The sequence below is a fragment of the Emticicia sp. GW821-FHT11C11 genome, from assembly GCF_058808615.1.
Window position 1 is genome coordinate 223,362 of the sequence record NZ_JBXARV010000002.1, and the last position, 25,713, is coordinate 249,074.

The window sequence follows — 25,713 nt, forward strand, 5'->3', positions numbered from 1 at the left end:
ATAAGCTACAAGGCGAGCCGTGGCTCACCTTGTAGCTTATAGTCTGAAGATTACTAAATCTATTGAACAATAACTGCTCTGTATTTCTCAATATTTTTCAAAACCTCTCCGGTTCCACGCACTACCGCACGAAGTGGGTCGTCAGCCACGTGAATAGGAAGTTTCGTTTTAATAGCCAGACGCTTATCTAAGCCATGAAGCAAGGCACCACCACCGGTAAGATAAATACCGTTTTCATAAATATCAGCAGAAAGTTCCGGCGGCGACATTTCCAGAGCACGCATAATAGCCTCTTCGATCTTCGAGATAGATTTATCAAGCGCGTAGGCAATTTCACTATAGGTAACTTTAATCTCTTTTGGAATACCCGTCATCAAGTCACGACCGCGAATCTCAATATCAGCAGGAGGATTGTCTAAATCAGGCAAGGCTGCTCCGACCTGAATCTTGATGAATTCGGCAGAACGCTCACCAATCAGCAGGTTGTGCTCGCGGCGCATGTAATCAACAATATCTCTTGTAAACAAGTCACCGGCAATACGGATTGATGCTTCGCAAACAATACCCGAAAGCGCAATGACAGCAATCTCTGTTGTTCCACCGCCAATATCAGCAATCATTGACCCGTTAGGTTGTTCAATGTCAATACCAATACCTATGGCAGCAGCAATAGGCTCATGAACCATATACACTTCTTTGGCTCCGGCATGCTCGCAGGAATCCTTCACGGCACGTTTCTCAACCTCAGTAATACCAGACGGAATACAAACTACCATGCGGTGCGATGGTGAAAAAAACCAGTTGCGACCGGTCTCTATCATTTTTATCATACCGCGAATCATTAATTCGGCAGCGGTAAAGTCAGCAATTACTCCATCTTTCAGCGGACGGATAGTTTTTATATTTTCATTTGTTTTTTCATGCATTTGCATTGCTTTATGACCAATGGCCAACACTTTCCCGGTAATCTTGTCTAAAGCAATAATAGAAGGTTCATCTACAACAATCTGGTCTTTGTAGATAATCAGGGTATTTGCCGTACCCAAATCAATCGCGATGTCACTCGTGAGAAAATTAAACAATCCAGCCATATTGAGCTTTATGAGTTAATAAGTTTTTTAAATTTGCCCGCAAATTTACAATTATTATTTGCAAAGTTTTGTGAAAAATAAATTTTTTACTTTTTAATTGGCCGAATACTATAAATACTTTAGACGGCTTTTGTTTTTTATTTTTTAACCTCAAATAAACACCAAGTAAATTACGTAAATATTATCGGTTAATTATAATTTTCAAGGCAATTTAAACAATTGCGGGCATTCCGGTTCAATTACCATTTCAAAACTTACAAACAAATAACGGCTTTTGAATAATATTTATTCTAAACCTTTATATTTGCCTCATTATGGGAATTCGTTCAATTTTTAGTAAACCCCTGGCAGCTTACGTAGTTGCACAGCAAAAAAAATGGATAGCCCGTTCGGCTGAAGTGCAGGCTGAATGGAGACAGAAACTGATTGCAAAAGCTGCCGATACCGCCTTTGGCAAAGACCATTACTTTAAAGATATCAGGTCATATGACGACTACAAGCAGGCAATAGCACTATGCGATTACGAGGATATAAAAGAGTATATCAATCAGATTCTCGACGGCCGGGAAGATGTCCTGTGGCCGGGTAAGCCCCTTTATTTTGCCAAAACGTCGGGTACCACGTCTGGTACTAAATACATTCCTATTTCAAAAGATTCTATCCATAATCATATCGATTCAGCTAAAAACGCCCTGCTCAATTATATTCATGAAACGGGCAAATCGAAATTCCTTGACAACAAACTTATTTTCCTGTCGGGCAGTCCGGAGCTGAAAGACAAAAACGGCATTAAAATCGGTCGCTTGTCGGGTATTTCTACCCACCATGTGCCTGCTTATCTGCAAAGCAACCGCATGCCTTCATTTGAAACCAATTGTATAGAAGACTGGGAAGAAAAACTGGAAAAAATCATTGATGAGACCATCAATCAACCCATGAGCCTCATATCGGGCATACCCCCGTGGGTACAAATGTATTTCGACCGAATTCAGGCACGCACAGGTAAGAAAATAAAAGATGTATTCCCCGCATTTGATCTGTTTGTTTACGGCGGTGTCAATTTTGAGCCGTATCGCGCCAAGTTGTACGAATCCATTGGTAAGCATGTCGATTCTCTGGAGCTTTTCCCTGCCTCTGAAGGATTCTTTGCGTATCAGAACGAACAGGGTGACCCCGGCATGTTGCTTTTGTTAGACACCGGTATTTTCTACGAATTCGTTCCTATCGAAGAATATTTCAATGAAAAACCCACACGCCTGAGTATTGAACAAGTAGAATTAGGCAAAAACTACGCACTCATCATCAACAACAACGCCGGATTATGGGGGTATTCCATCGGCGATACAGTGAAGTTTGTCTCTCTCGACCCCTATAAGGTAATTGTATCGGGCCGGATCAAGCATTTCATTTCAGCTTTTGGTGAACACGTGATTGGTGAAGAAGTAGAAAAAGCGATGAAATTTGCCTGCGAACGCCATCCAGAAGTGGAGATAATAGAATTTACAGTAGCCCCGATGGTGAGCCCTGCCGAAGGCCTTCCTTATCACGAATGGCTCATTGAGTTTGCCACTCCTCCTAAAGATATGGAGCAGTTCGCCGAAGATCTTGACAAAAAAATGGCCGAGCTGAATGTCTACTATGATGATCTCATTACCGGCAGTATCCTGAAACGACTCGTCATTACTTCTTTGCGAAGAGATGCCTTCATCAATTATATGCGGTCATTAGGCAAGCTGGGAGGCCAGAATAAAGTCCCTCGCTTATCTAACGACCGAAAAATTGCAGATGTTCTGGGTAAAATGGTCTAATTGACAAATTCTGCCTGCTTACCAGATTCAGGAATCCAGGTACAACGTATATACGCTGTCCATATTCCGAAAGGGAGGATAAGGCTGTGCATATCTGAACAATTTTTGTTAAATTCACGTTGACAAAATCAAAACAGATCACATCAACAAGCATGAAAGTCGAACAAATCTATACGGGCTGTCTGGCACAAGGCGCCTATTATATCGAATCAGACGGAGAAGCTGCCATTATTGACCCCCTTCGCGAAATAAATACTTACCTTAACAAAGCCCAAAAAGACGGGGCATCTATCAAGTACATTTTTGAAACCCATTTTCATGCCGATTTCGTGTCGGGTCATCTTGAGCTTTCACAAAAAACCAATGCCTCTATTGTATACGGCCCCAATGCCAATCCGGCCTTTGGGAGCATTATCGCTACCGACGGTCAGGAGTTTTCATTAGGCAAAGTAAAGATAAAAGTATTGCATACACCAGGGCACACGATGGAGTCTTCCTGCTTTTTGTTGTTCGACGAACAGGGCAGGGAATACTGTCTGTTTACAGGTGATACTCTGTTTATTGGTGATGTAGGTCGACCAGACCTCGCCCAAAAATCTGACCTGACCGTAGAGGATCTGGCAGGCTATTTATATGATTCACTGCGAAACAAGATACTTCCGCTGCCCGATCACCTCATTGTTTATCCGGCACATGGAGCCGGTTCTGCCTGTGGTAAAAATATGAGCAAAGAAACTTTTGATACCCTTGGCCATCAGAAACAGGTAAACTATGCGCTACAGGAACAAAACAAAGAAGATTTTATACAGGCAGTAACTGAAGGGCTCACACCACCACCTTATTATTTCCCGAAAAATGTACAATTGAATAAGACAGGCTCGGCAAGTCTGGAAACCGTGATGCAACATGGTTTGCAACCACTTTCGCCTGACGCTTTTGAAGTAGCAGCCAATGAAACCGGAGCCGTCATTATAGATACACGCCAGCCGGACGTATTCAAAAACGCATTTGTACCCAACAGTATTAATATAGGCATTAAAGGTGACTTTGCACCCTGGGTAGGCACCCTTATTACAGATATATTGCAGCCGATTCTTTTCATTGCCGACGAAGGCATCGAACAGGAAGTAATCACTCGCTTGTCAAGGGTCGGATACGATAACATTCTCGGTTATCTGAAAGGTGGCATTGAGGCCTGGCAGGCTGCCGGTAAAGAAACCGACACCATCATATCTATTTCAGCAGAAGATTTTGCTAAAAAATATCAGCACGAAAACGTGCTCGTAAAAGACGTCCGCAAAGCCACTGAGTTCGAACCCGAGCATCTGGCTAATGCCGACAATATTCCGCTGGCGTATATCAGCGAAAACATGGCTGAATTCTCTAAAAACGAGACTAATTATATTCATTGTGCCGGAGGGTATCGCTCCATGATAGCCAGCTCCATATTGAAATCAAGAGGCTTCGATAACGTAGTAAATGTTGAAGGCGGTATAGGCGCAATCAAACAGTTTTTACCGGTATCATCTCTGGCTTCTTCCTATTAATAACAAGGCGCTTTGATTCTGAAACAATCAAAGCGCCCATTTTTTATCCTGTCAAATTTCCTCTTAGCTTATACTTATGCCATTTATCAAAATATGCATGCAAATTAATGTGCATACATATACTTTTGCATACTAAAATTATTCTGGAATAAAGTGTAAAGTTATAAACAGCAGAGAACTATTTTACTCTGCTTGTAACACTACCGGAAAATAATTTCAGTTCATGGAAACACTAAATTAACTATACCGTTTTATAAATTATGTTACAATTTTTGAAATATGTCTTTGCGACAATCGTTGGGCTGTTTTTATTTTTAGTAGTTTGTTTTTTCCTTTTGGTTGGTATTGGCTCAATGATGTCTAGTGCTGATGAGAAGACTTTCGTCTCAAAAAACTCTGTGCTAAAAGTAGACCTTAATCAGATTATCCGCGAAAACACTCCACAAGACGACCCATTCACCGAATTCCTGTCAGGCGGCAGAGGCCCCGGCCAGGTAGGTTTACCTCAAATTAAGGAAGCCATTGCCAATGCAAAACTAGATCCGAACATTAAGGGAATATACCTGCATGCTGAGTATCCTACTGCAGGTTTCGCAACACTTGAAGAAATCAGAGGCTATCTGATAGATTTCAAAAAATCCGGAAAATTCGTTTATTCTTATGCCGAAATAATGACCGAAGGCGCAGTATATCTGTCGTCGGTTGCTGATAAAAGCTATTTAACTCCAAGCGGAGGGCTTGATTTCAACGGTCTGAATGCAAAATATACTTTCATGAAGGGCCTTTTTGAAAAAATCGGCATAAAACCTGAGATATTCAGAGTAGGCGAATACAAAAGTGCGGTAGAACCATTCATAAGAACAGATATGAGTGCAGCCAACCGTGAGCAAACACAGTCTTTCATCAATGATATTGCAGCCCGGTTCTACGGTGATATTTCACAGGCCAGAAAAATACCGATGGACGAACTGAACAATATTCTGAACAACGCATTAATACAGGAGCCGTCTGATGCCGTCAAATATAAACTGATTACAAACACCGGTTACTGGGATGAATTCGAGCAGGCCATCCGTCGTCAGCTGGGTATCAGCGATAGCAAGAAAATAGAATATGTGGCTTTACACAAGTATCTGAAAGCCGAAAAATACGTAAAAGAAGGCAGTTTATCGAACAGAATTGCTGTAATAGTCGGTGAAGGTGATATTGTATCGGGTAGTGGTGAAGACGGCACCATCGGTTCTGATAAAATAATAAAAGAACTTCAAAAAGCGCGTAAAGACAGTAAGGTGAAAGCCGTAGTTTTAAGAATCAATTCAGGTGGAGGTAGTTCGCTGGCGTCAGATGTCATGTGGCGTGAAGTAGAGTTGACCAAAAAAGTAAAACCTGTCATTGCTTCAATGGGCGACTACGCCGCTTCAGGTGGGTATTATATGGCCATGTCTTGTGACACCATCGTAGCCCGACCGACTACCATTACCGGTTCAATTGGTATTTTCGGTATGTTGTTTAATGTCGAAAACCTGATGAACCAGAAACTGGGCATCACGTTTGACGGTGTCGGTTCTCACAAGTTTTCTGACTTCCCGTCACTTACCCGTACCATGAGCGACGCTGAAAAAATGATGATTCAGAACAGTGTCAATCGCGGTTACGAAAGCTTTACAACCAAGGCGGCCAAAGGGCGTCATATGAGTGTAGAAAAGCTGAAATCTATTGCCGGCGGAAGAGTATGGACTGGCACCCAGGCAAAAGAAAACGGTCTGGTAGATGTACTGGGTGGTATGGACGATGCCATCAGAATTGCAGCTCAGAAAGCTAAACTGAAAGAAGGCAGTTACCGGGTGAAATACTATCCGATTCAAAAATCGGGCATAGAAGCCATTATGGAAAAATTCGGTAATGATAAAGAAGAAGAAAAACTGAGAGCTTATCTGGGTAGTATGGCTCCATTTGCCAAGCAGATAAAAAACCTTCAGAACATGGATAAACTGCAGGCCAGAATACCTTTCGAATTAGAAGTTAAGTAGTTTTATAGACAAACGCCGGTTCACAAACCGGAAGAAGAGAGAAAAAAGTGCTACCTTTGCACTTTATTCTCTCTTCTTTATTATAGGAAGTACCTCATTATACAGATATAAATGGTCGATATTAAAGTATCTTCCTTCAGATAAGCTTATGAAACTCATCGAAGCAAAATTCGTTCAAAGCGCTTCCGATTACCGCAAAAGCCCGAAGCCATTGTTGCCGGAATACGCATTTATCGGCAGGTCAAATGTTGGCAAATCGTCTTTGATTAATATGCTTACTGCCAATAAAAACCTGGCCAAAACTTCGCAAACACCGGGCAAAACACAACTGATTAATCATTTTGTGGTAAACAATGCCTGGTTTCTGGTCGATTTGCCCGGGTATGGTTTTGCCAAAGCGCCTAAAGCAGAGCGTGAAAAATGGGACAAAATGATATGGAATTACCTGGAGCACAGAGAAAATCTGATGTGCGTGTTTGTATTGATTGATATCAGGCTTGAACCCCAAACGGTTGATCTGAACTTTATTGATGCACTGGGTGAAAGGGACATCCCATTCTATCTGATATTTACCAAGGCCGACAAGATAGGAAAAGCAATTGCCGAACAGAACATAGATTTGTTTAAGAAAACAATGCTGATGACCTGGAGCAAAGTTCCCCCTTATTTTGTTACATCTTCCGAGAAAAGAACGGGGCGCGAAGAATTATTGAAAGCAATAGATGAGTTAAATCAGGCATTTAAAAAATAATTTATAATTTTGTAGTTCTGTTAGTCGTTGATTGCTTAATCGAAAGACCAGTATCTGAATTTATTGTCCAAATCATATAAAACAAAGTAGAGGCTATCGCCTTAAAAAGCTTATTTTTCAAATGGAATTATTAAGAGACATTGCCCATATTTCAGGGAAAAGCGGATTGTACAAAATCTTGAAACCAGGCCGTAGCGGCGTGATAGTAGAAACGCTTGATGATAAAAAACAACGTGAAATGGTAAGCGCCAATGCACGTGTGTCGGTTTTGAAAGATATTTCTATATATACCGAAGACCACAACAAATCTATACCGCTTTCTGATATTTTTCTGAAGATCCGCGAGCTGCATGGAGAAACAGTGGGTGAAGAATATAAGAATTTTTCTCATAATCAGCTTTTCGATTTCTTTGCTGACATCGTATCTGATTTCGACCGTCAGAGAGTTTATTCTTCCGACATCAAGAAAATCATTACCTGGTATAATGTTCTTTCGAAAAACTTACCTGAGGTCTTCACTGCCCCGGCAGCAGAAGAAGTAACGGAAACAATTGCTGAAGAAACAAAAGCCTGAAATACTGTTTCATAACCCGGAACTCCCTTACTGGATGCACATTCAGTAAGGGAGTTTTTTATGTACCTTATTCTGACATAAACGGAATATGGACAGAGCCTTTTTTTTAGGGGTTTTGCTATTACCTTTGTATAAAGACAGCCTTGTTATCACATCACTCTATGAAACGCATTCTTATTACCGGAGCAAACGGGCTACTGGGCAGTGCCGCGGCTAAGCGATTTATTCAGGACGACTTTGAAGTGCTGGCATTGTGCCGGGCAGAAAGCGATTTAAGCTCTTTGCAGGAAATCACTACAAAAATAAAGATTATCGAGGGTGATATTCTGGATATTAAGTCTTTAGAGCAAGCACTCGAAAATGTAGATTACGTTGTGCACACCGCAGCGGTGGTTTCATACGCGCCTAAAGACAAAGACCGTATGTTCAAAGTCAATGTGGAAGGCACAGCTAATGTAATAAACACCTGCCTTGCGTTGGGAGTAAAGAAACTATGCCATGTGAGTTCAATTGCCGCTCTGGGTAAACCGGACGTGTCATTGAAACTGCCGGCACCCGACATTGAAATAGATGAAAACCAGAAATGGGAAGAATCACCGGTTAATTCACATTATGCCAAGACCAAGTATCTGGCCGAACTGGAAGTATGGCGCGGAAATGCAGAAGGCCTGCCCGTGGTGGTTGTCAATCCTTCTGTTATTCTTGGCGAAAGCGACTGGACCAAAAGCAGCACACAATTGTTTAAATATGCCTATGATGAGCATCGTTTCTACAGCGAAGGCAATCTGAACTATGTAGATGTAAAAGATGTAGTTGAAGCCATTTATCAGCTTATCAACTCTGCTATTACTGCTGAACGGTTTATCTTAAATGGTGGGACGGTGAGCTATAAAGATTTCTTTGAAAAGGCAGCAGCATTATTCAACAAAAAACCGCCAACAAGAAAGGTTTCGCCTGTTCTTACCGAAATTATCTGGCGTCTGGAAGCCTTTCGTTCTTTGCTTACAGGCAAAGCTCCACTTATCACCAGAGAAACAGCCAAGAACTCATTGATGAAGTTCGTATACAAAAATGATAAAATACGCAAAACGCTTTCGTTTAAGTTTACTGCTTTCGACGAAACCTTAAAGCGCGTAAGTGTGTTTTTATTAAAGAGTAAATAGTTTTTTTGAATGAAATTGATTTTCAACCGATTAGCAATTGCTTTGAAATTTTATTGATGCAAACTATTGACATGTAACAAAAAAACATTATATTGAATCATCATTTGCCATCACTGATTCGATTATTTAAAAACACTTTGACCCTTTTCTTGAAGTTTGTTTGTTAAAAATAAGACTTGTCAGAACAAATGGATATAAAATTACCGTCCTATGGTTGGGCCGTAAAAACTTTGGGTGATCTTACATGCAACACGAATTCAGCGACAGATTCGAAAACTTCGATGACGCAGATGTAAAAGCGACTGTTGAACGTTTTGAAGGAATGCTCAAAAGCCGGGAGGCGGTCTTCTTCGGTGAAGAAACTTACGAACAACTAACTGAATACTACCTTCTGGTCGGGCAATGGGAAATGGCTATGAAAGCCTGCAAAATGGGCCTTCAGCAGTATCCTTACTCTCTTGATCTTCTACTGGACCAGGCTCAGATTCACGCCAATTACGAACAGTTTGATGAAGCCATGGAAGTGCTCGACAGGGCCTCTACCTTTAATCCCTCTGATAACGAAATCACTTACATGCGTGGTATTATCTGCAACCTTATGGGTAGCTATGAAGAAGCCATAGAGCATTTAAGAGAAGCTTTGCTGATGTCGGAAGAACGAGAATCGGTATACTTTCAGCTGGCGCAGACTTATCAGAACTGGCAGAAATTTGAAGAAGCCGCCCATTTTTATAAAAAGGCAATTAAATATCAGTTTAATGAAGAAATCACTTTTTATGAACTGGTGTTTTGCCTCGAGCAGCTTAATAAATTAGAAGAGAATATAGCGTATTTTCAGGAACTGATAGATAATAATCCCTACTCACATCTGGCTTGGTTTGCTCTGGGTATGGTGCACGGCAGGCTTAATAACCATGCCGATGCGGCTCATGCCTATGATTATTCAGTAACCATAAATGAGAAATTTGCTTCAGGATGGTTTAATCTGGCCTATACTTACATCAATCTGGAAAACTACATTGATGCCAAGGAGTGTTATCTGAATGTACTTAAAAACGAAAAGCCAACAGCCGAGGTTTATACGCATCTGGGAATAGCCTGTGAGAAACTTGAGCAGTTTGACGAGGCGTATAAATACTATAATGAAGCCGTTAAACAGGATGAGGCCTGGGATGAAGCCTGGTTCGGACTGGGTTCGGCTCTGTATGAACTTGACCGCTGGTATGAAAGCATTCATTTTACTCAGAAAGCCATCAAACTAAACGACAGTAATGCCGACTATTGGCTATTGCTGGGCGATACTGAAGCCAAAATGGAGAATTTTGCTTCAAGCAATGACGCCTACGGACGTGCCATGAGTCTTGACACCAAGAACTCTGACATCTGGTTAAGCTGGTCGTTATTGTTTTTTGAACAGGGTGACTACACCAAGGCTTTTGAAATCATTTATGATGGCATTGCCGAAATACCTGACGATCCGGACTTGTTTTACCGGGCAGCAGTATATCTGATTCTGGAAGGAAATTTTAATGAAGCTTACCATTATCTGGAAACCGGCCTGACACTCAATTATGAAGGGCACACGCAGATATACGATTTCTTTCCGAATCTGGAGTCACAGAAAGCACTTTTCAGAATCATTGAGCAATACAAATAAAAATGAACGGGGCTTTGAGATTACTCAAAGCCCCGTTCATTTTTATAGAACTCTATTATAGCATATTCTCCTTTTCTAAAGATAGTGCACCTTTCTTCGACAATGCTTTTACACCCATAATCAAATCGGCAAAGCGCTCATCTTTGGTTAGTCCCTTTTTATAACGGCCGTAGATCTGCTGAATCACCACAGAGTTCTTGAAAAGCCCGAATACATAGAAAAACAAAATGTTTGACACGTCTCTCCCACTCTTCTCCGCGTATCGTTCTGCAAATTCCTGACGGGTCAGGTTCCCCGGTAGCCACGACAGATTAAACCCCTTTTCAAAAAGGCCGTCGGTTGCTTCAGCCCAGTAAGATAAGGTAGTACCCAAATCCATAAGCGGGTCGCCAACGGTTGTCATTTCCCAATCCAGTACCGCCAGTATATCTGCCCAGTCGTTTTCATTCAAAACCAGGTTATCGTATTTATAATCATTATGGATCAGCGTGGGTTTACCCTCTGCCGGAATATGGGCTTTCAACCATGCGGCCAGACTATCCATTGTCTGGATTTCGTCCGTCTGCGACACCAGATAGCGCTTATACCAACCCTCTACCTGGCGTTGAATATAGCCCTCAGGTTTACCTATAGCAATCAAAGCCTGATGCTCACCCTCGGCTGCTTCAATATCGATGGCATGCAAATCTACCAGGTTGTCACACAGAGATTCCGACATTCGCCGCATCAGTTCAGGGTTGATGTTATTCAGCAATTTAGGCGCATCTTTTGCTCTTAGTATCACCCCCTCTACTCGCTGCATGATGTAAAACGGACAACCCATGATGCTCTCATCTTCCGTGTAAACAACAGGTGCGGGTATTTTCCGGTATCCACTGTTTTGTAAGGCCGTCAATATTTTATACTCACGCCCCATGTCATGGCCGCCTTTGATATCCTTTGCACCAAAGGGCGGCCTGCGCAGTACAAAAGAACTGCTTCGGGTTTTCAGCAGATAAGTAAGGTTTGAATATCCTCCCGGAAACTGAGCGATTTCAACCACTGGTTCACAATCAGGTAGGTTGGTACGAAGAAACGCATTGAGTTTTGTCAAATCAATTTCTTCTCCCTGCCTGATGCTTGTAGGAGAATCTGTTTTAATCAAATTCATGTCCTTCAGGCTGGTTGATGCTCGTTCCTTAATAAGTCATTTACCGTTTTAACCGGATTGAAAGTAATGAGCGGTACTTCAACAAAAAGCGTGTTCCAGTCAGACATCGCTCCGTTCCACAAACCCGGTAATTCCTGCGCTTTCAGGTCTTTACCACTTTGCGATTTTTGTGTAATAAACCCTGTCTGCGGGTCACGAAAATGCAACAAATTAAACTTGTTGCCCTTATAGTCTTTTACAGAACACACCAGATCTACCGGATTAAAGTGTGTCGCTTTATCAAATATCTCTTTCTGTAGGGCATTCTGCAAGTCAATCTGTGCTGATTCCACCACTTGCAGTGATATAGAATTATCCGGATCTTTAGCCCAGAACGGTCCGCCACCCGGTTCTCCTACGTTTTTCACCATACCACACAAGCGAATCGGACGGTTCAGCTTACGTTTGCAGTAATCAGTTTTGGCGTCAAACGAATAGCTGCCGAATCCTTCAGGAGGAAGCGTGCACAATTTCGTTTCCAGAAAATCCAGTATTTCACTTAGCAGGTTTTCATCTACTTGTTCATTGTAGAGTTGAGTAAGGTACGCAAATATTTTATCCTGATATTCCAGCAACACCCCGGCCAATGCCTTTTTATACAATATGGTTTCTTTCTTGAGGCGGTCAGGCACTACATTGTCTACGTTTTTGATAAAGATAATATCGGCATCCTGTTCATTCAGATTTTCAATCAAAGCACCATGTCCTGCCGGCCTGAACAGCAATTCATCATCCCCTGCGCGAAACGGTGTATTATCAATATTTACTGCGATGGTATCTGTAGACGGCTTTTGCTCCGAAAAACTGATACTGTATTTTACCCCATGTTCTGCTTCATATTTAGGCAAAACAGAATCTATCAATGTCCGGAATTTCTCTCTGTGCTCGGGCGATACAGTAAAATGGAGTCTTACCTCTCTATTGCTGTTGGCATATTTGGCACCTTCAACGAGGTGTTCTTCCACTGGCGTGCGCGATGTCTTGTTATAACTATGGAAATGCAAAAGACCCTTGGGAAGGTTACCGTAATCCAGCCCTGCATCAGTAAGTAAGTGTTCCAGCACAGTCTTATAATCGGCAGACTCTTCCCCTATGCTTTCTATCAGCTTGTCATAAAACGCAAAATCTTTCAGACGTTCCAGAAACTCATTTACCGATTTATCCAGCTTTCCTTCATCCTTGGCAGAAAACAAGGACTTAAACATACGTGTGGCAGCGCCAGATGCCGGAACAAACTTTAATAATTTCAGTTCGTTGGCTCTTTCATCAAAATAATCGGCATACTTATCGGCCTGTGCGTCAGAAAGCGAGATAATGCCATCGCCGATAGTTGCAGCTTTTATTACATTCAGATACGGAAACCCATTTTTAAAGTTTTCTATCTGCTGCTGAATTGTTTCAAGGCTTGCGCCCCTGTGTTTTATCTTGTCAAGGTCTTTTTCGATGAACATGTCACTTGTGAGTATTTATACTTTTGTTTGTGAGTATTGCGATGTAATTTTACAAAAATTTAGTAGCAAGGCAATACATTGCCGTGAAATTTATGAACAGCATTCTTCCTCTTCTTCAGGCTACACAACTGGCATCAGCAGGTATCCGAAATCTATCATCAGAACAGAAAAGCCGGTTACTAACCAGGCTTGCAGACCTTATTGAGCATTCTAAAGAGTTGATTATGGTCGAGAACAAAAAAGACCTCGACCTGATGGATAAAGCCGACCCGAAATATGACCGCCTTCTGCTAAATGAAGCCCGCATCCAATCCTTAGCCGAGTCTTTGAGAGAAGTAGCTTTACTGCCTGACCCGACCGGCGAAATTCTGCTGGAAAAACAACTAGAAAACGGCCTGACTATAAAAAAACTAGCCGTGCCTATGGGTGTTGTGGGCGTTATTTACGAATCAAGACCTAACGTTACGGTAGACGTTGCTTCTCTGTGCCTGCGTTCGGGCAATGCCTGCGTTTTAAAAGGAGGAAAAGAAGCACATTATTCTAATCAGTGTCTGGTAGGGCTCATTCATCAGGCGTTAGAAGAATCGGGAGTTTCTAAAGACGTAGTATTGCTATTGCCTGCAGATAGGAAATTCACAGAAGAATTGCTGAAAGCCAGCCGCTTTGTAGATATTATTATTCCCAGAGGCTCAGATGCGCTCATCCAGTTTGTTCGGCAGAACTCGTTGATTCCCACCATTGAAACCGGTGCAGGCGTGGTACACACTTATGTAGAAAAAACGGCCGATCTTGCCAAAGCGAAAGACATCATTGTCAATGCGCGGGTGTCTCGTCCTTCCGTTTGTAATTCTCTGGATTGCGCCATTGTTGACATAGCTATTGCCGATACTTTTCTGCCATTGCTTATTGATGATTTCACCAAATGGAATGTAGAAGTATATGCCGATGCTCCCGCATATGAGGTTTTAAAACAGGCAGGATACACAAAATTACATGAGGCACAACCAGAAGACTTTGGCAAAGAATGGCTTGACTATAAAATTTCCATTAAAACCGTCAGCGGCATCAATGAAGCACTGGCGCATATTCAACAGTACTCATCAAGGCATTCGGAGGCTATCCTGACTGAAAATCAGGCATTAGCCAATCAGTTTTTATCTGAGGTTGACGCCGCAGCGGTGTATCATAATGCTTCTACCCGCTTCACTGACGGCGGACAATTCGGCTTAGGTGCTGAAATCGGCATCTCTACACAAAAGTTGCATGCCCGCGGGCCATTTGCTTTAGAAAAACTGGTTACAGAAAAGTGGGTTGTTACCGGCAACGGACAGGTGAGGTGGTAATGCGTGGCACGTGTTTTTAATCAGTTAAAGACAAAAGCCTGAGAATAAACGTTATAGAAATACAAATAAAGAGAATGTTCTTACTTTTGTGCCACACAAACTCATGATGCAGTATGAAGAATTTGCCTGAGCAGTTTGCTCATCCTTACGCTTTCACGCCTAAATTCAAAAAATCAGTTGCTTATTTTTCTATGGAATTTGCCATAGACCAGGCACTCAAAACTTATTCGGGCGGGCTCGGTTTTCTGGCAGGTTCGCACATGCGCAGCGCTTATCAGCTAAGGCAGAATCTCATTGGCATTGGTATGTTGTGGAAGTACGGCTATTATGACCAGGTTCGTAATACTGACAACAGCATGGGTGTGCAGTTTCGTGAAAAAATCTACAGTTTTTTAAAAGATACAGACGTAAGGTTCCAGATAACCATACAAAACCGACCGGTGTGGATAGCGGCTTATTTCCTACCTCCCCAAACCTTTGGTACGGTACCCCTATTTTTTCTGACCACCGATACCACCGGAAACGATGACTGGGCACGTTCGCTCTCTTATCGCCTCTACGATGTGGATGCTACAACCAAACTGGCACAATGCATGATTCTGGGTTTGGGAGGAATGAAATTTCTGGATGAGATCAACTACCAGCCTGACGTTTATCATCTGAACGAGGCGCATGCGGTATCCGGAGTTTTCCATTTATATAAAAAATTGGGAAACACGACTGACGTAAAAAAGAGCGTAGTATTTACCACGCATACACCCGAAGAAGCAGGTAACGATAAACACGACATCAATCTGCTGGACAGCATGAGCTTTTTTAACGGTATACCTCTGACCGAAGTGAGAAAGATTACCGGAATAAAAGACAATATTTTCAATCATTCGCTGATAGCACTCAGGTTCAGTAAAAAAGCCAATGCAGTATCAAAATTGCATGGAGACGTATCTCGCACCATGTGGAGCAGCTATGAGGGCATCTGTCAGATTACGCACGTTACCAATGCCCAGAATAATCTTTACTGGGCGGATGAAATACTTGAAAAAGCAAGAAAAAAAGCGGATTCTAAAAAGATAGCGGAAAGGAAAAAGGAATTAAAGACGACATTGTTTAAAACCGTGGCCGACCAATGCGGGAAACTATTCGACCCAACGGTACTTACCATTGTATGGACCAGACGCTTTGCCGGCTATAAACGACCAGACCTGCTCACCAGAGACCGCGAGCGATTCGAAAGGTTGATGCGAAACCCTCGATACCCCATCCAGTTTATCTGGGCGGGTAAGCCTTATCCTTTTGACGGTGGTGCTATCAATACTTTTAATCAGTTATACTATCTGAGCCATCTGTTTCCTAATATGGCGGTACTGACAGGCTACGAACTGGCCTTATCTAAAACTTTGAAGGACGGAGCCGATGTATGGTTGAACACCCCGATAGTGACCCGTGAGGCGTCAGGCACAAGCGGAATGACTGCAGCTATGAACGCAGCACTCAATTTCTCAACTTTTGATGGCTGGATATGTGAATTTGCCAATGACCAGAACTCATTCGTTATACCCGTGGCTCCGGGTTATCCGGAATGGGAACGTGACAATCAGGATATCAACAATCTGTTTGATTTGCTCGAACATAAAATACTGCCCATATATTATGATAACCCTACCGACTGGCAGAAAATGATATTACAGAGCATGAACGATGTAAATGCCTTTTTTGATTCAGATCGAATGGCTACAGAATACTACGAAAAAGTGTATTAAAAACTGTTTGATTAGGGATGTCAGCGAATAAATTCGCCTGCTATTTTAACAAAGGTATTTGTCTTTTACAGCCGACTTAAGTCGGCTTTTTTAATTAGAATAATTTCCTTGGTTATTGCAGTCACCGAATTTATTCAGTGACTTTCCACACTTTTTTCAATAGAATTGCCACAGGGAAAATAACAATCTTAACAAATTCCGTTTTAATCTTTTAGAAATTCAATCCATGTCACTTTGGTCGAGTAAATGCCCTGATTGATAGAGAAAATTCGCTATTTAGTTAAACCGGATTTCTGAACTTAGTTGTTTATACCTATATTTACAGCGAGTATCCTTTTTCTAAAGAAGACATGAAGTCAGTGTATAAGAAAAAAAACACTATACAGATACATTTTTTACTGTTACTGATGTGCTTGTTTATTTGCAGACAATTCGTAAGCGATGCATTCCGCATTTATGAATTGACTACAAATGAACTGGAATTGTCTATTGATATCAGTATAGAGGATAGCTGTTCTTTCGAAACCAACATTTATGGAGTTGAAGATGCCGAAGAATATTTAAATGCCGGCATTTTTAATCCGATTGTTACCGACTTAGCTTTAAGTAAAGAAGTTATTTCTTCCACCTCTTTGGTACACGACGTCTACTTAGGTCTCAACACTCCCCCTCCCGAACAAAACGGTTTGTTCGCTTAAGATTACCTTTAATGTTATTGCACTACCGCAAAGGTTCTTTGCGGAATAATATCATTATTAGGCTATTCTGTTAGCTTCCGGCTCAAAATGATGCTCTTTTTTATGGCAAAGTCCTTGTCGGGCTATTGCTTTCTATATCATTGTACGATTCTAATAAAAGAATTTGACTTTCGAAGAATCACTTGGATTAACAATTTATATACGATAAATTTAATCATATGCACGCTTTTATTTACAATAACATGACTCACCAAAGAACTTTATGAAAAATCTCACATTCACACTTTCGATGCTATTTCTGGCATCTTCCTGTACGTCCGATAAGGACAAAACAAAGACACAGGAGAGGGAAAAATTTCCGGTTACATCGCCTATTGCCATTGACACCACATTGCCTATCGACTACGTTGCAGAGATTAACGCTGTGCAGAACGTCGAAATCAGGGCGAGGATCAAAGGGTACCTCGATAATATCTATATAGATGAGGGTAAGTATGTAAAACAGGGCCAGGTATTATTTACTATCAATAACCCTGAGATAAACGAAAACATCCTGAAAGCTTCTGCAGCACTCAAAAGCACTGTTACTGAACTGAAAGCGGCAGAGCTGGAATTGAAAAATGTGAAACAACTGGTAGACAAGAATGTCGTTTCAAATACTGAGTTAGAAATGGCAAAAAATAAGGTTGAGTTGGCTAAAGCCAGAGTAGAAGAAGCCCAGGCTCATGAAACCTCTGCCAAAATACAGCTTACCTATACACAGGTAAAAGCCCCGTTCAGTGGCATTGTCAATCGTATTCCGAACAAACCAGGAAGTTTAATCGAAGACGGTACTTTACTTACAAATATTTCTAAAAACGATGAGGTATTTGCTTATTTCGACGTCTCAGAAAAAGAGTATCTCAATTATGCCAATGGGCTTAAAACGGATGGCGAGCAGTCAAAAAACGTGACACTCATATTGGCCAACGGTGAAGAGCACCCGTTTAAGGGAAGAATAGAAACCACAGAAGGCGAAATAGAGCAAAGCACAGGCAATATTGCTTTCCGTGCCCGGTTCAGTAATCCTGATAAGATTCTGAAACACGGTGCCAGTGGTAGAGTGCGCCTGCTGCGAAAATACAAAAACGCACTTATTATTCCGCAGAAAGCTACATTCGAAATTCAGGACAAGATGTATGTCTACGTGATTGACAAAAGCAATAAGGTCAAGATCAAACTCATTTCTACCAACAGCCGGATGCCTCACTTCTATATCATAGAATCAGGTTTATCGCCTGACGACAAAATCATCTATGAAGGTATTCAGAACATCAAAGATGGCATGACAGTAGAGCCACAGTTTGTGGAAATGAACGAAATATCTAAAGACCTTGTGGCAAGCAACGCCTCAAACTAACCCTGATTGACATGTTTACAAATTTCATTAACCGACCGGTTCTGTCGTTGGTTATATCTATATTTATTGTACTGTTAGGTGTTCTGGCAATGGTTGGTTTACCCATTACCCAATATCCTGATATTGCTCCTCCTGCGGTTTCAGTTATTACCAAATATACCGGCGCCAATGCCGAAGTGTGTGCTAAGGCTGTTGTTACACCTCTCGAAAGAGCCATCAACGGTGTGCCGGGCATGACCTACATGACCTCGGTGTCGGGTAACGACGGCACCAGTATCATACAGGTATATTTTGAAGTAGGAACTGACCCTGACGTAGCCGCGGTAAACGTACAGAACCGCGTTACCACCGTGCTCGACGAGTTACCCGAAGAAGTAATCAAAGCCGGGGTATCGACCGAAAAAGAGGTGAACAGTATGTTGATGTACATCAACCTGATTAGCTCTGATACCTCACTTGACGAAAAATTCATTTACAACTTTGCCGATATCAATGTTCTTGCCGAGTTGAAAAGAATTGACGGAGTAGGGTTTGTCGATATCATGGGCTCACGTGAATACGCCATGCGCGTATGGCTGAAACCTGCCCGTATGGATGCCTACGAAATATCAGCAGAAGACATCATCACGGCTCTCAAAGCGCAGAACGTTGAGGCAGCTCCCGGCAAAATCGGAGAAAGCTCCGGCCGTCAGGCACAATCGCTTCAATATGTATTGCGCTATACGGGTAAAATGACCCAGAAAGAGCAATACGAAAACATTGTAATTAAGGCTTCAGATAACGGTGAATTGCTGCGTTTGAAAGACGTGGCAGATCTTGAATTCGGTTCTCTGGACTATGACGTACTATCGAAAGAAAACGGCAAGCCATCGGCTGCCATTGTATTAAAACAAAGACCGGGCTCTAATGCAAGTGAGGTAATCGAGAATATCAAATCCCGTTTAGAGTTCCTGAAAGAAACAACTTTCCCGCCCGGCATGACTTACACCGTAAGTTATGACGTTTCACGCTTCTTAGATGCTTCTATTCATGAAGTAATCAAAACCCTGATTGAGGCCTTTATTTTAGTGGCCATAGTAGTGTTCTTATTCCTGCAGGATTTCCGCTCTACGCTTATTCCGGTACTGGCCGTTCCGGTTTCATTGGTAGGTACTTTTGCGTTTATGCAATTGTTTGGGTTCTCCATCAATCTGCTTACACTTTTTGCGCTTGTGCTGGCTATCGGTATCGTGGTCGACAACGCCATTGTGGTGGTAGAAGGGGTACACGCCAAAATGGAAGAAAAGGATTTGGGACCACGGGAAGCCACCATAGAATCAATGGGAGAAATCAGTAGCGCCATTATTGCCATCACCTTGGTTATGTCAGCCGTATTCGTACCTGTGGCGTTTCTGTCAGGGCCTGTGGGTGTGTTCTACAGACAGTTCTCGGTCACAATGGCAATCTCCATTGTCATTTCGGGTGTAAATGCCCTTACGCTTACTCCTGCCCTTTGTGCATTGATGCTGAAAAATCCGCATCACGAAAAGAAAAAGAACAACCTGCTGACGAAATTCTTTGATGGATTCAACAGAAGTTATGATAAACTCTCAGACCGATACAAAGGCCTGCTAAGAATTATAGCCAACCGCCGTTTGGTTACTGTATTAGTACTAGCCGGATTCTGTGCAGGTACCTGGGGTGTAGGCAAGGTATTACCTACCAGCTTTATCCCGACCGAAGATCAGGGTACTGTTTATGTCAATGTAACTACTCCTGTAGGCGCCACATTAGAGCGAACCGAAGGAGTAATGAATGAAATTGACCGCATAGCACAGAAAATGCCGGAAGTTGAATCAATCTCAAGTCTTTCCGGCTTTAGTATGATGACCGACGGTGTGGGTGCATCGTTCGGTATGAGTACCATTAACCTAAAAGCATGGAGCGAAAGAAAAGCCACTGCTGATGATATTATTGAGCAGTTAATTGAAAAAACCAGACATATCAAAGGCGCAGAAATTCAGTTTTTCCCTCCACCTGCCGTGCCGGGCTTCGGTAATGCCAGTGGCTTTGAAATGCGTTTGCTGGATAAAACCGGCTCAGGCGACCTGCAGAAAACAGCAGAAATAGCCGGGGATTTTATGGAAGAACTTCGCAAACGCCCTGAGATAAAAGAGGTGTTCTCGAGTTTCAACCCTAACTTCCCGCAGTATCTCATCCATGTGGATCAGGATATGGCAGCAAAAAAAGGCATTTCGGTTGATAATGCCATGAGTAACCTGCAATCGCTCATCGGTAGTTTCTATGCTACCAACTTCATTCTCTTCGGGCAGATGTACAAGGTAATGATTCAGGCCGATCCTAAATATCGTGCCCAGCCGGAAGACATCATGAAACTGCGTATCAAGAATAAAAATGGTGAAATGGTGCCTTACTCTATTTTCAGCCGTATTGAACGCGTGTATGGCCCTGAGCAGCTGACCCGTTACAACATGTATGTTTCGGCGATGCTGAACGGTGACGCCGCTGATGGTTACAGTAGTGGTGATGCCATTCGTGCCATTGAAGAAGTAGCGAAAGAGAAACTGCCGCGCGGCTATACTTATGAATGGTCAGGTATGACCCGCGAAGAGGTACTGTCTGGTAATCAGGTAATCTTCATCTTTATCATCTGTCTCTTATTCGTATATCTGTTGCTGGCAGCCCAATATGAGAGTTTCATGCTGCCATTGCCGGTTATTTTGTCTTTGCCGGTGGGGGTATTCGGTTCGCTGTTCTTCCTGTATCTATTTGGTCTGGAAAACAACATCTATGCGCAGGTGGCTATGGTAATGCTCATAGGTTTGCTGGGTAAAAACGCCATCCTGATTGTTGAGTTTGCCGTGCTCCAGCAAAAAGAAGGCAAATCGGTACTGGAAGCAGCCATTGGTGGTGCGGTAGCCCGTTTCAGGCCTATCCTCATGACCTCCTTTGCCTTTGTGGCAGGTCTGATCCCGCTGATGTTTGCCTCGGGTGCAGGTGCTATTGGTAACAAAACCATCGGTACTGCGGCCGCAGGGGGTATGCTTTTCGGAACCATATTCGGTGTGATAGTTATCCCTGGACTATACATCATTTTTGCAGGTAAAATAAATCGTAAGAAAAACGCAAAAAAAATCTCTGAAGAATCTTATGCTGAAGCCTAAATATATTTATACCCTGATTGCAGCCGTCTTTTTAGGTGGCTGTAAAATCAAACAGAATGTACCTGAACATAAACCTGTAAACCTACCGCAGCAATTCAGCGCTAAGACAGATACGGTTTCTAACCAGCTGGCAACGCTGAATGAGTTTTTTGCAGACCCTGCATTGACAGCGCTGATAGATACCGCCTTGAAAAACAATTTCGATTTACGGATTGCCATCCAAAACGTTGAGTTGGCTCGTGCAGGTGTACGTTTCACACAAGGTATTGACATGCCCGATTTATCTGCTGCGCTGTCGGCGGGGGTACGTAAGTTTGGTAATTATACCATTGATGGTGTGGGTAACTACGACACACAGTTTTCTACCAATCTGGATAATAAACAACAACTACCATCTCCACATGTACCGGATTATTTCGTTGGTCTGCAATCATCGTGGGAAGTTGACCTGTGGGGTAAACTCAAAAGTAAAAAGAAAGCAGCTGCCGCCCGCTTCATGGCCAGCGAGCATGGCCGGAATCTGGTGATTACCTCTCTTATCTCCGAAATAGCAGATGCGTATTTTGAATTACTGATTCTGGACAATGAACAGAAGATTCTGGAAGACAACATCCGTCTGCAACAGGAAGCGCTGGACATTGTAAAGTTAATGAAACAGGCCGGCCAAGCCAATCAGTTAGGCGTTGAGTTAATGAGTGCACAACTACTTAGTTCTCAATCGTTGAAAGTGGAAGTAAAACAGAAAATTATTGAAAACGAAAATAAAATCAATTTTCTGTTGGGTCGATTCCCGCAACACATTGAGCGCAAAACTGTAGCCTGGGAAAACGTGATTCCTCCAAAACTTTCAGCGGGTGTGCCCTCACAATTACTGGAAAACCGACCGGATATCAAGCAAGCTGAGTTTGATTTAATTGCTACCGATGCTGATATTTATTCAGCTAAAGCCGCCTTTTATCCGTCGCTCAATATCAATGGCAGTATGGGCTTGCAGGCATTCAGAGCTGCGGTGCTCTTCAATCCGGGCTCGTTTGCGTACAATGTGGCAGGTGGTTTGTTTGCCCCTTTGCTCAACAGACGTCAGTTAATTGCCGAACTAATGGCTTCTGAGGCCGATCAAAAAATTGCCTATACCAATTACAGAAAGACCATCGTGAGCGGTTTCACTGAAGTTTACAATTATCTGAATCTGATTGAGAACACTAACGAAATCTATGAGTTAAAATCAAAAGAAGTAGAAGTGTTGAAGGTATCAATTAATACTTCGATAGATTTATTCAGATTCGGACGAGCCACTTATCTGGAAGTAATAACAGCACAAAAAAATGCCTTACAGGCACAAATAGAATTGATTAACCTTCGCAAAAGCCAGTTTGACGGTGTCATCGGGCTTTATAGAGCTTTAGGCGGCGGTTGGAAGAATGTTATATGACCCCACCCTAACCCTCCCCAACTGTGGGGAGGGGACTCTTACTCGAGGGTGTTTAAAAAGTCAAGAAGTACCAATATAATATTTAGCACCAAACAACCGCAGCGGTGGCCGCCCTATTCTCTAAATTTCCCTCTGTGCGACGGTCGCCCCGACAGTGGGGAGAAGGACTTTTTTTACCCTCCCCATTGTTGGGGAGGGCAGGGTGGGGTCGTTACGCCTTCACACGCTTCTGCTCGCTATCCGAGCCACCGCTCTGGCGTAATTTCAGGTTCTGGCCTTTGTTGAATCGATACGAAAACGACAACGTTACTACGCGCGTATCCAGATAGCTGAACCAGCTGGCAGCCGCATTCTTGATGTTCCGGATATCTCCTCCCACCTGATTGGTATAGAAAATATCGTTCACATTCAGTTTGAGTGTTCCTTTGTCTTTCATAATTTTGGTCGAAACCCCTGCTCTTATCGAGCCAATCGGAATTACCAGAAACTGCCCCGACAATACTTTTGTCTGATATGAGCCTGCCAACTCAGCACTCCATTTTTTATTGATTATAAACTGATTGGTCGGTACTGCTACCCAAAACCAGCGCGATTCGTTAAGCATCTCGGTATAAATTGGCCCTTCATATGTATTGTTCAAATAGGCAGTATAGAGTTGCAATGTCCACCATTTTGTAATCGGATACGAGCCGTTCACTTCCAATCCATACGATACCTGCTTGGCAAAATTACCCGGGCGACTGTAGTAGATATTACCTCTTTGCTCATTAGTTTCCGAAATCACGTTTTCGATTTTGCTGTATTGCAGCGTAGCGGTAACGAAACTATTGTAGGTATAAGATAACTCTACATTATAAGAGAATGTCGGTTGCAAAAATGGATTACCTCCATAATACGTAAAGCGATCCATCGGATACGTAAACGGATTCATGTCTTTATAATTCGGGCGGTCAATCCTCCGGCCGATGGATAGCCCAACCACATGTTTAGAAGCAGAATCAACTCTATACTGAGTATAAAAAGTAGGGAACAGATTGGTATAGTTCCGCTTGAACGACGAATCTTTCACTACTATATTTCCCAGCTGATTTCCGGTTATGTTAGTATTTTCAATACGTAAGCCTAACTGAACCGACACTTTCTTGAAATCTCTTGAGTAATTGGCGTAAGCCGCATTGATATTCTCTTTGTATTGGAAATTATTCGAGAATGTATAATTTGGTTGTTCCTGACCATCAACTACATCAAAGAAATCGGCAATATTTCCTGTTTTTACGAAACTGGTTTTGGCGCCAGCTTCCACTCTGCCACCTTTTGTTAATGGATGCAGATAATCCACTTTAAAGGCCCTGATGCTGATATCAGAAGGCAGGTTCGAAGCCAGAACTGATTTATTCACCAGACTGCCGTCAGGATTCAGATTGCTGTTTTCAAGCACCTGTTCAATGGTCGATTTATACACGATATTATCGACATTAGCCGAAATCTCCCTCCCCTTAGTATCCAGTTGGTGCGTCATGTTCAGGTTCACACTTCCGTTCTTAAACAGAATGTCCATCGGATTATAAGCATCTACCAAACCGGTAACCGTTCCCTGCCCGTCTCTGATAACGGCCGTATTTTTCACATTCCGGCTTGACGGATTAATGAATCCGCTCAAAGCTATGCCCAACGTAGTTTTCTTGGTTACGTAATAGTCGGCTCCCAATCTCAGATTCCGGCTTCCGTTTGAAGGCCTGATGTATGAATTCTGAACAAAAGTAGAACTTAGTTGCCCCTGCTCGGTAAAATACTTCCGGGTAATAGTCAAATCCTGATAAGTATTATTTTGGTTGACACTCAGATTTGAAAAGAAGTTGAATTTATTGATACGGTAGTTGAAATTAAAACTGTTGTTGGTGCGCAGATTTTGACCCTGACCGTAAGACAGGTTCAAACCGCCATTCATACCTTTAGCCACGTTTTTCTTCAGTCGGATATTAATTACACCTGAATTACCGGCTGCATCATATTTGGCCGGAGGATTAGGCATGATTTCGATAGACTCAATGGTTGAAGAAGGAATGGTTCGCAGAAAATTGGCCAGATCCGAAGCCGATAGATAGGTGGGTTTATCGTCTACAAAAACTACTACCCCGCTTTTACCCCTCAATGAAATATTCCCGTTTACATCTACCGTTACTCCCGGGGCTTTTTCCAGCACTTCCAGTGAGGTTACCCCAGCATTGCTTATCAGGGCATCGGGGTTTACAACCGTGCGGTCAATTTTCTGTACTACAAACGCCTTTTGAGCCGTTACGGCCACTTCCTGCAATTGGTTATCGGTATCGGCGAGAGTAATGGTACCCAAATCAATAATCGGGTTCTGCTCACTTAGATTAATCTTGCCTGAAACATACTTACCCATACCTACAAAACTGACTGAGATTTCAAGTGAATCTGATTTCAATTTTTCAAACTCAAATTTACCATCGACATCGGTAAAAGAAGATTTAACAATGCTGCCCTTCGGGAATTTTGAGAGAATAACGGTTGCCCCTACAATGGCTTCGCTTTTGTCGTTTTTTACAGTACCCTTAATGTTTCCGTTTTGTGCTTTAGCCGAAATGCTGATGAGTAATACTAGTAATAGCTTTTTGTACATAATTTTGATGTG

17 protein-coding genes are annotated in these 25,713 nt (G+C 42.4%); 13 read left to right on the forward strand and 4 right to left on the reverse strand.

Annotated elements, in window-relative coordinates:
• Positions 1-59 precede the first annotated feature (59 nt).
• The gene (locus tag AC1RRY_RS10855) at positions 60-1,091 is read right to left on the reverse strand and encodes a rod shape-determining protein (protein ID WP_101728069.1); all 1,032 of its coding nucleotides are present in this window, start codon (positions 1,089-1,091) and stop codon (positions 60-62) included.
• Between the two features lie 314 nt (positions 1,092-1,405).
• Here AC1RRY_RS10855 and AC1RRY_RS10860 point away from each other — a divergent pair, with 314 nt between their 5' ends.
• The 7 genes from AC1RRY_RS10860 (at position 1,406) to AC1RRY_RS10890 (ending at position 10,621) form a co-directional block, all read left to right on the forward strand.
• The gene (locus tag AC1RRY_RS10860) at positions 1,406-2,899 is read left to right on the forward strand and encodes a GH3 auxin-responsive promoter family protein (RefSeq protein ID WP_492820947.1); all 1,494 of its coding nucleotides are present in this window, start codon (positions 1,406-1,408) and stop codon (positions 2,897-2,899) included.
• A 152-nt stretch (positions 2,900-3,051) separates the two neighbouring features.
• Positions 3,052-4,446 (forward strand): MBL fold metallo-hydrolase, encoded by a 1,395-nt coding sequence (locus AC1RRY_RS10865; RefSeq protein WP_492820945.1) that lies wholly within the window; start codon positions 3,052-3,054, stop codon positions 4,444-4,446.
• Positions 4,447-4,706: 260 nt separating this feature from the next.
• Positions 4,707-6,476: a signal peptide peptidase SppA gene (sppA, locus tag AC1RRY_RS10870; protein ID WP_492820943.1), complete on the forward strand. Its 1,770-nt coding sequence runs from the start codon at positions 4,707-4,709 to the stop codon at positions 6,474-6,476.
• Positions 6,477-6,624: 148 nt separating this feature from the next.
• Positions 6,625-7,227, forward strand: a complete 603-nt coding sequence (gene yihA, locus AC1RRY_RS10875) for a ribosome biogenesis GTP-binding protein YihA/YsxC (RefSeq protein WP_492820941.1) — start codon at positions 6,625-6,627, stop codon at positions 7,225-7,227.
• 121 nt (positions 7,228-7,348) lie between these two features.
• A complete protein-coding gene (locus AC1RRY_RS10880; protein ID WP_492820939.1) occupies positions 7,349-7,801 on the forward strand; it encodes a DUF5606 family protein in 453 nt (150 codons plus the stop codon).
• Positions 7,802-7,962: 161 nt separating this feature from the next.
• The gene (locus AC1RRY_RS10885; protein WP_492820937.1) at positions 7,963-8,964 is read left to right on the forward strand and encodes an SDR family NAD(P)-dependent oxidoreductase; all 1,002 of its coding nucleotides are present in this window, start codon (positions 7,963-7,965) and stop codon (positions 8,962-8,964) included.
• Between the two features lie 244 nt (positions 8,965-9,208).
• Complete coding sequence (locus AC1RRY_RS10890) at positions 9,209-10,621, forward strand: tetratricopeptide repeat protein (protein ID WP_492820935.1); 1,413 nt, start codon at positions 9,209-9,211, stop codon at positions 10,619-10,621.
• 55 nt (positions 10,622-10,676) lie between these two features.
• Here the strand turns inward: AC1RRY_RS10890 and AC1RRY_RS10895 are convergent, their stop codons facing one another.
• Positions 10,677-11,771, reverse strand: coding sequence for a phosphotransferase family protein (locus tag AC1RRY_RS10895; protein WP_492820933.1), 1,095 nt, complete (start codon positions 11,769-11,771; stop codon positions 10,677-10,679).
• Between the two features lie 5 nt (positions 11,772-11,776).
• Complete coding sequence (locus AC1RRY_RS10900) at positions 11,777-13,261, reverse strand: DUF4301 family protein (protein WP_492820931.1); 1,485 nt, start codon at positions 13,259-13,261, stop codon at positions 11,777-11,779.
• 92 nt (positions 13,262-13,353) lie between these two features.
• Between AC1RRY_RS10900 and AC1RRY_RS10905 the strand changes: the two genes are divergently transcribed.
• The 6 genes from AC1RRY_RS10905 to AC1RRY_RS10930 all read left to right on the forward strand — a co-directional run bounded on the left by AC1RRY_RS10905 (position 13,354) and on the right by AC1RRY_RS10930 (position 23,057).
• Positions 13,354-14,604, forward strand: a complete 1,251-nt coding sequence (locus tag AC1RRY_RS10905) for a glutamate-5-semialdehyde dehydrogenase (RefSeq protein WP_492820929.1) — start codon at positions 13,354-13,356, stop codon at positions 14,602-14,604.
• 113 nt (positions 14,605-14,717) lie between these two features.
• Complete coding sequence (gene glgP / locus AC1RRY_RS10910) at positions 14,718-16,364, forward strand: alpha-glucan family phosphorylase (protein WP_492820927.1); 1,647 nt, start codon at positions 14,718-14,720, stop codon at positions 16,362-16,364.
• Between the two features lie 350 nt (positions 16,365-16,714).
• Positions 16,715-17,062, forward strand: coding sequence for a hypothetical protein (locus tag AC1RRY_RS10915; protein ID WP_492820925.1), 348 nt, complete (start codon positions 16,715-16,717; stop codon positions 17,060-17,062).
• 262 nt (positions 17,063-17,324) lie between these two features.
• The gene (locus AC1RRY_RS10920) at positions 17,325-18,461 is read left to right on the forward strand and encodes an efflux RND transporter periplasmic adaptor subunit (protein ID WP_492820923.1); all 1,137 of its coding nucleotides are present in this window, start codon (positions 17,325-17,327) and stop codon (positions 18,459-18,461) included.
• A gap of 11 nt (positions 18,462-18,472) precedes the next feature.
• Positions 18,473-21,625, forward strand: coding sequence for an efflux RND transporter permease subunit (locus AC1RRY_RS10925; protein ID WP_492820921.1), 3,153 nt, complete (start codon positions 18,473-18,475; stop codon positions 21,623-21,625).
• Positions 21,612-23,057 carry an efflux transporter outer membrane subunit gene (locus AC1RRY_RS10930; protein WP_492820919.1) on the forward strand — a complete coding sequence of 482 codons (1,446 nt, stop codon included), beginning with the start codon at positions 21,612-21,614 and terminating at the stop codon, positions 23,055-23,057. Before AC1RRY_RS10925 ends, AC1RRY_RS10930 begins: the two co-directional genes overlap by 14 nt.
• Before the next feature lie 211 nt (positions 23,058-23,268).
• Here AC1RRY_RS10930 and AC1RRY_RS10935 read toward each other — a convergent pair whose 3' ends face one another.
• Positions 23,269-25,701, reverse strand: coding sequence for a TonB-dependent receptor (locus AC1RRY_RS10935; protein WP_492820917.1), 2,433 nt, complete (start codon positions 25,699-25,701; stop codon positions 23,269-23,271).
• Between the last annotated feature and the right edge of the window lie 12 nt (positions 25,702-25,713).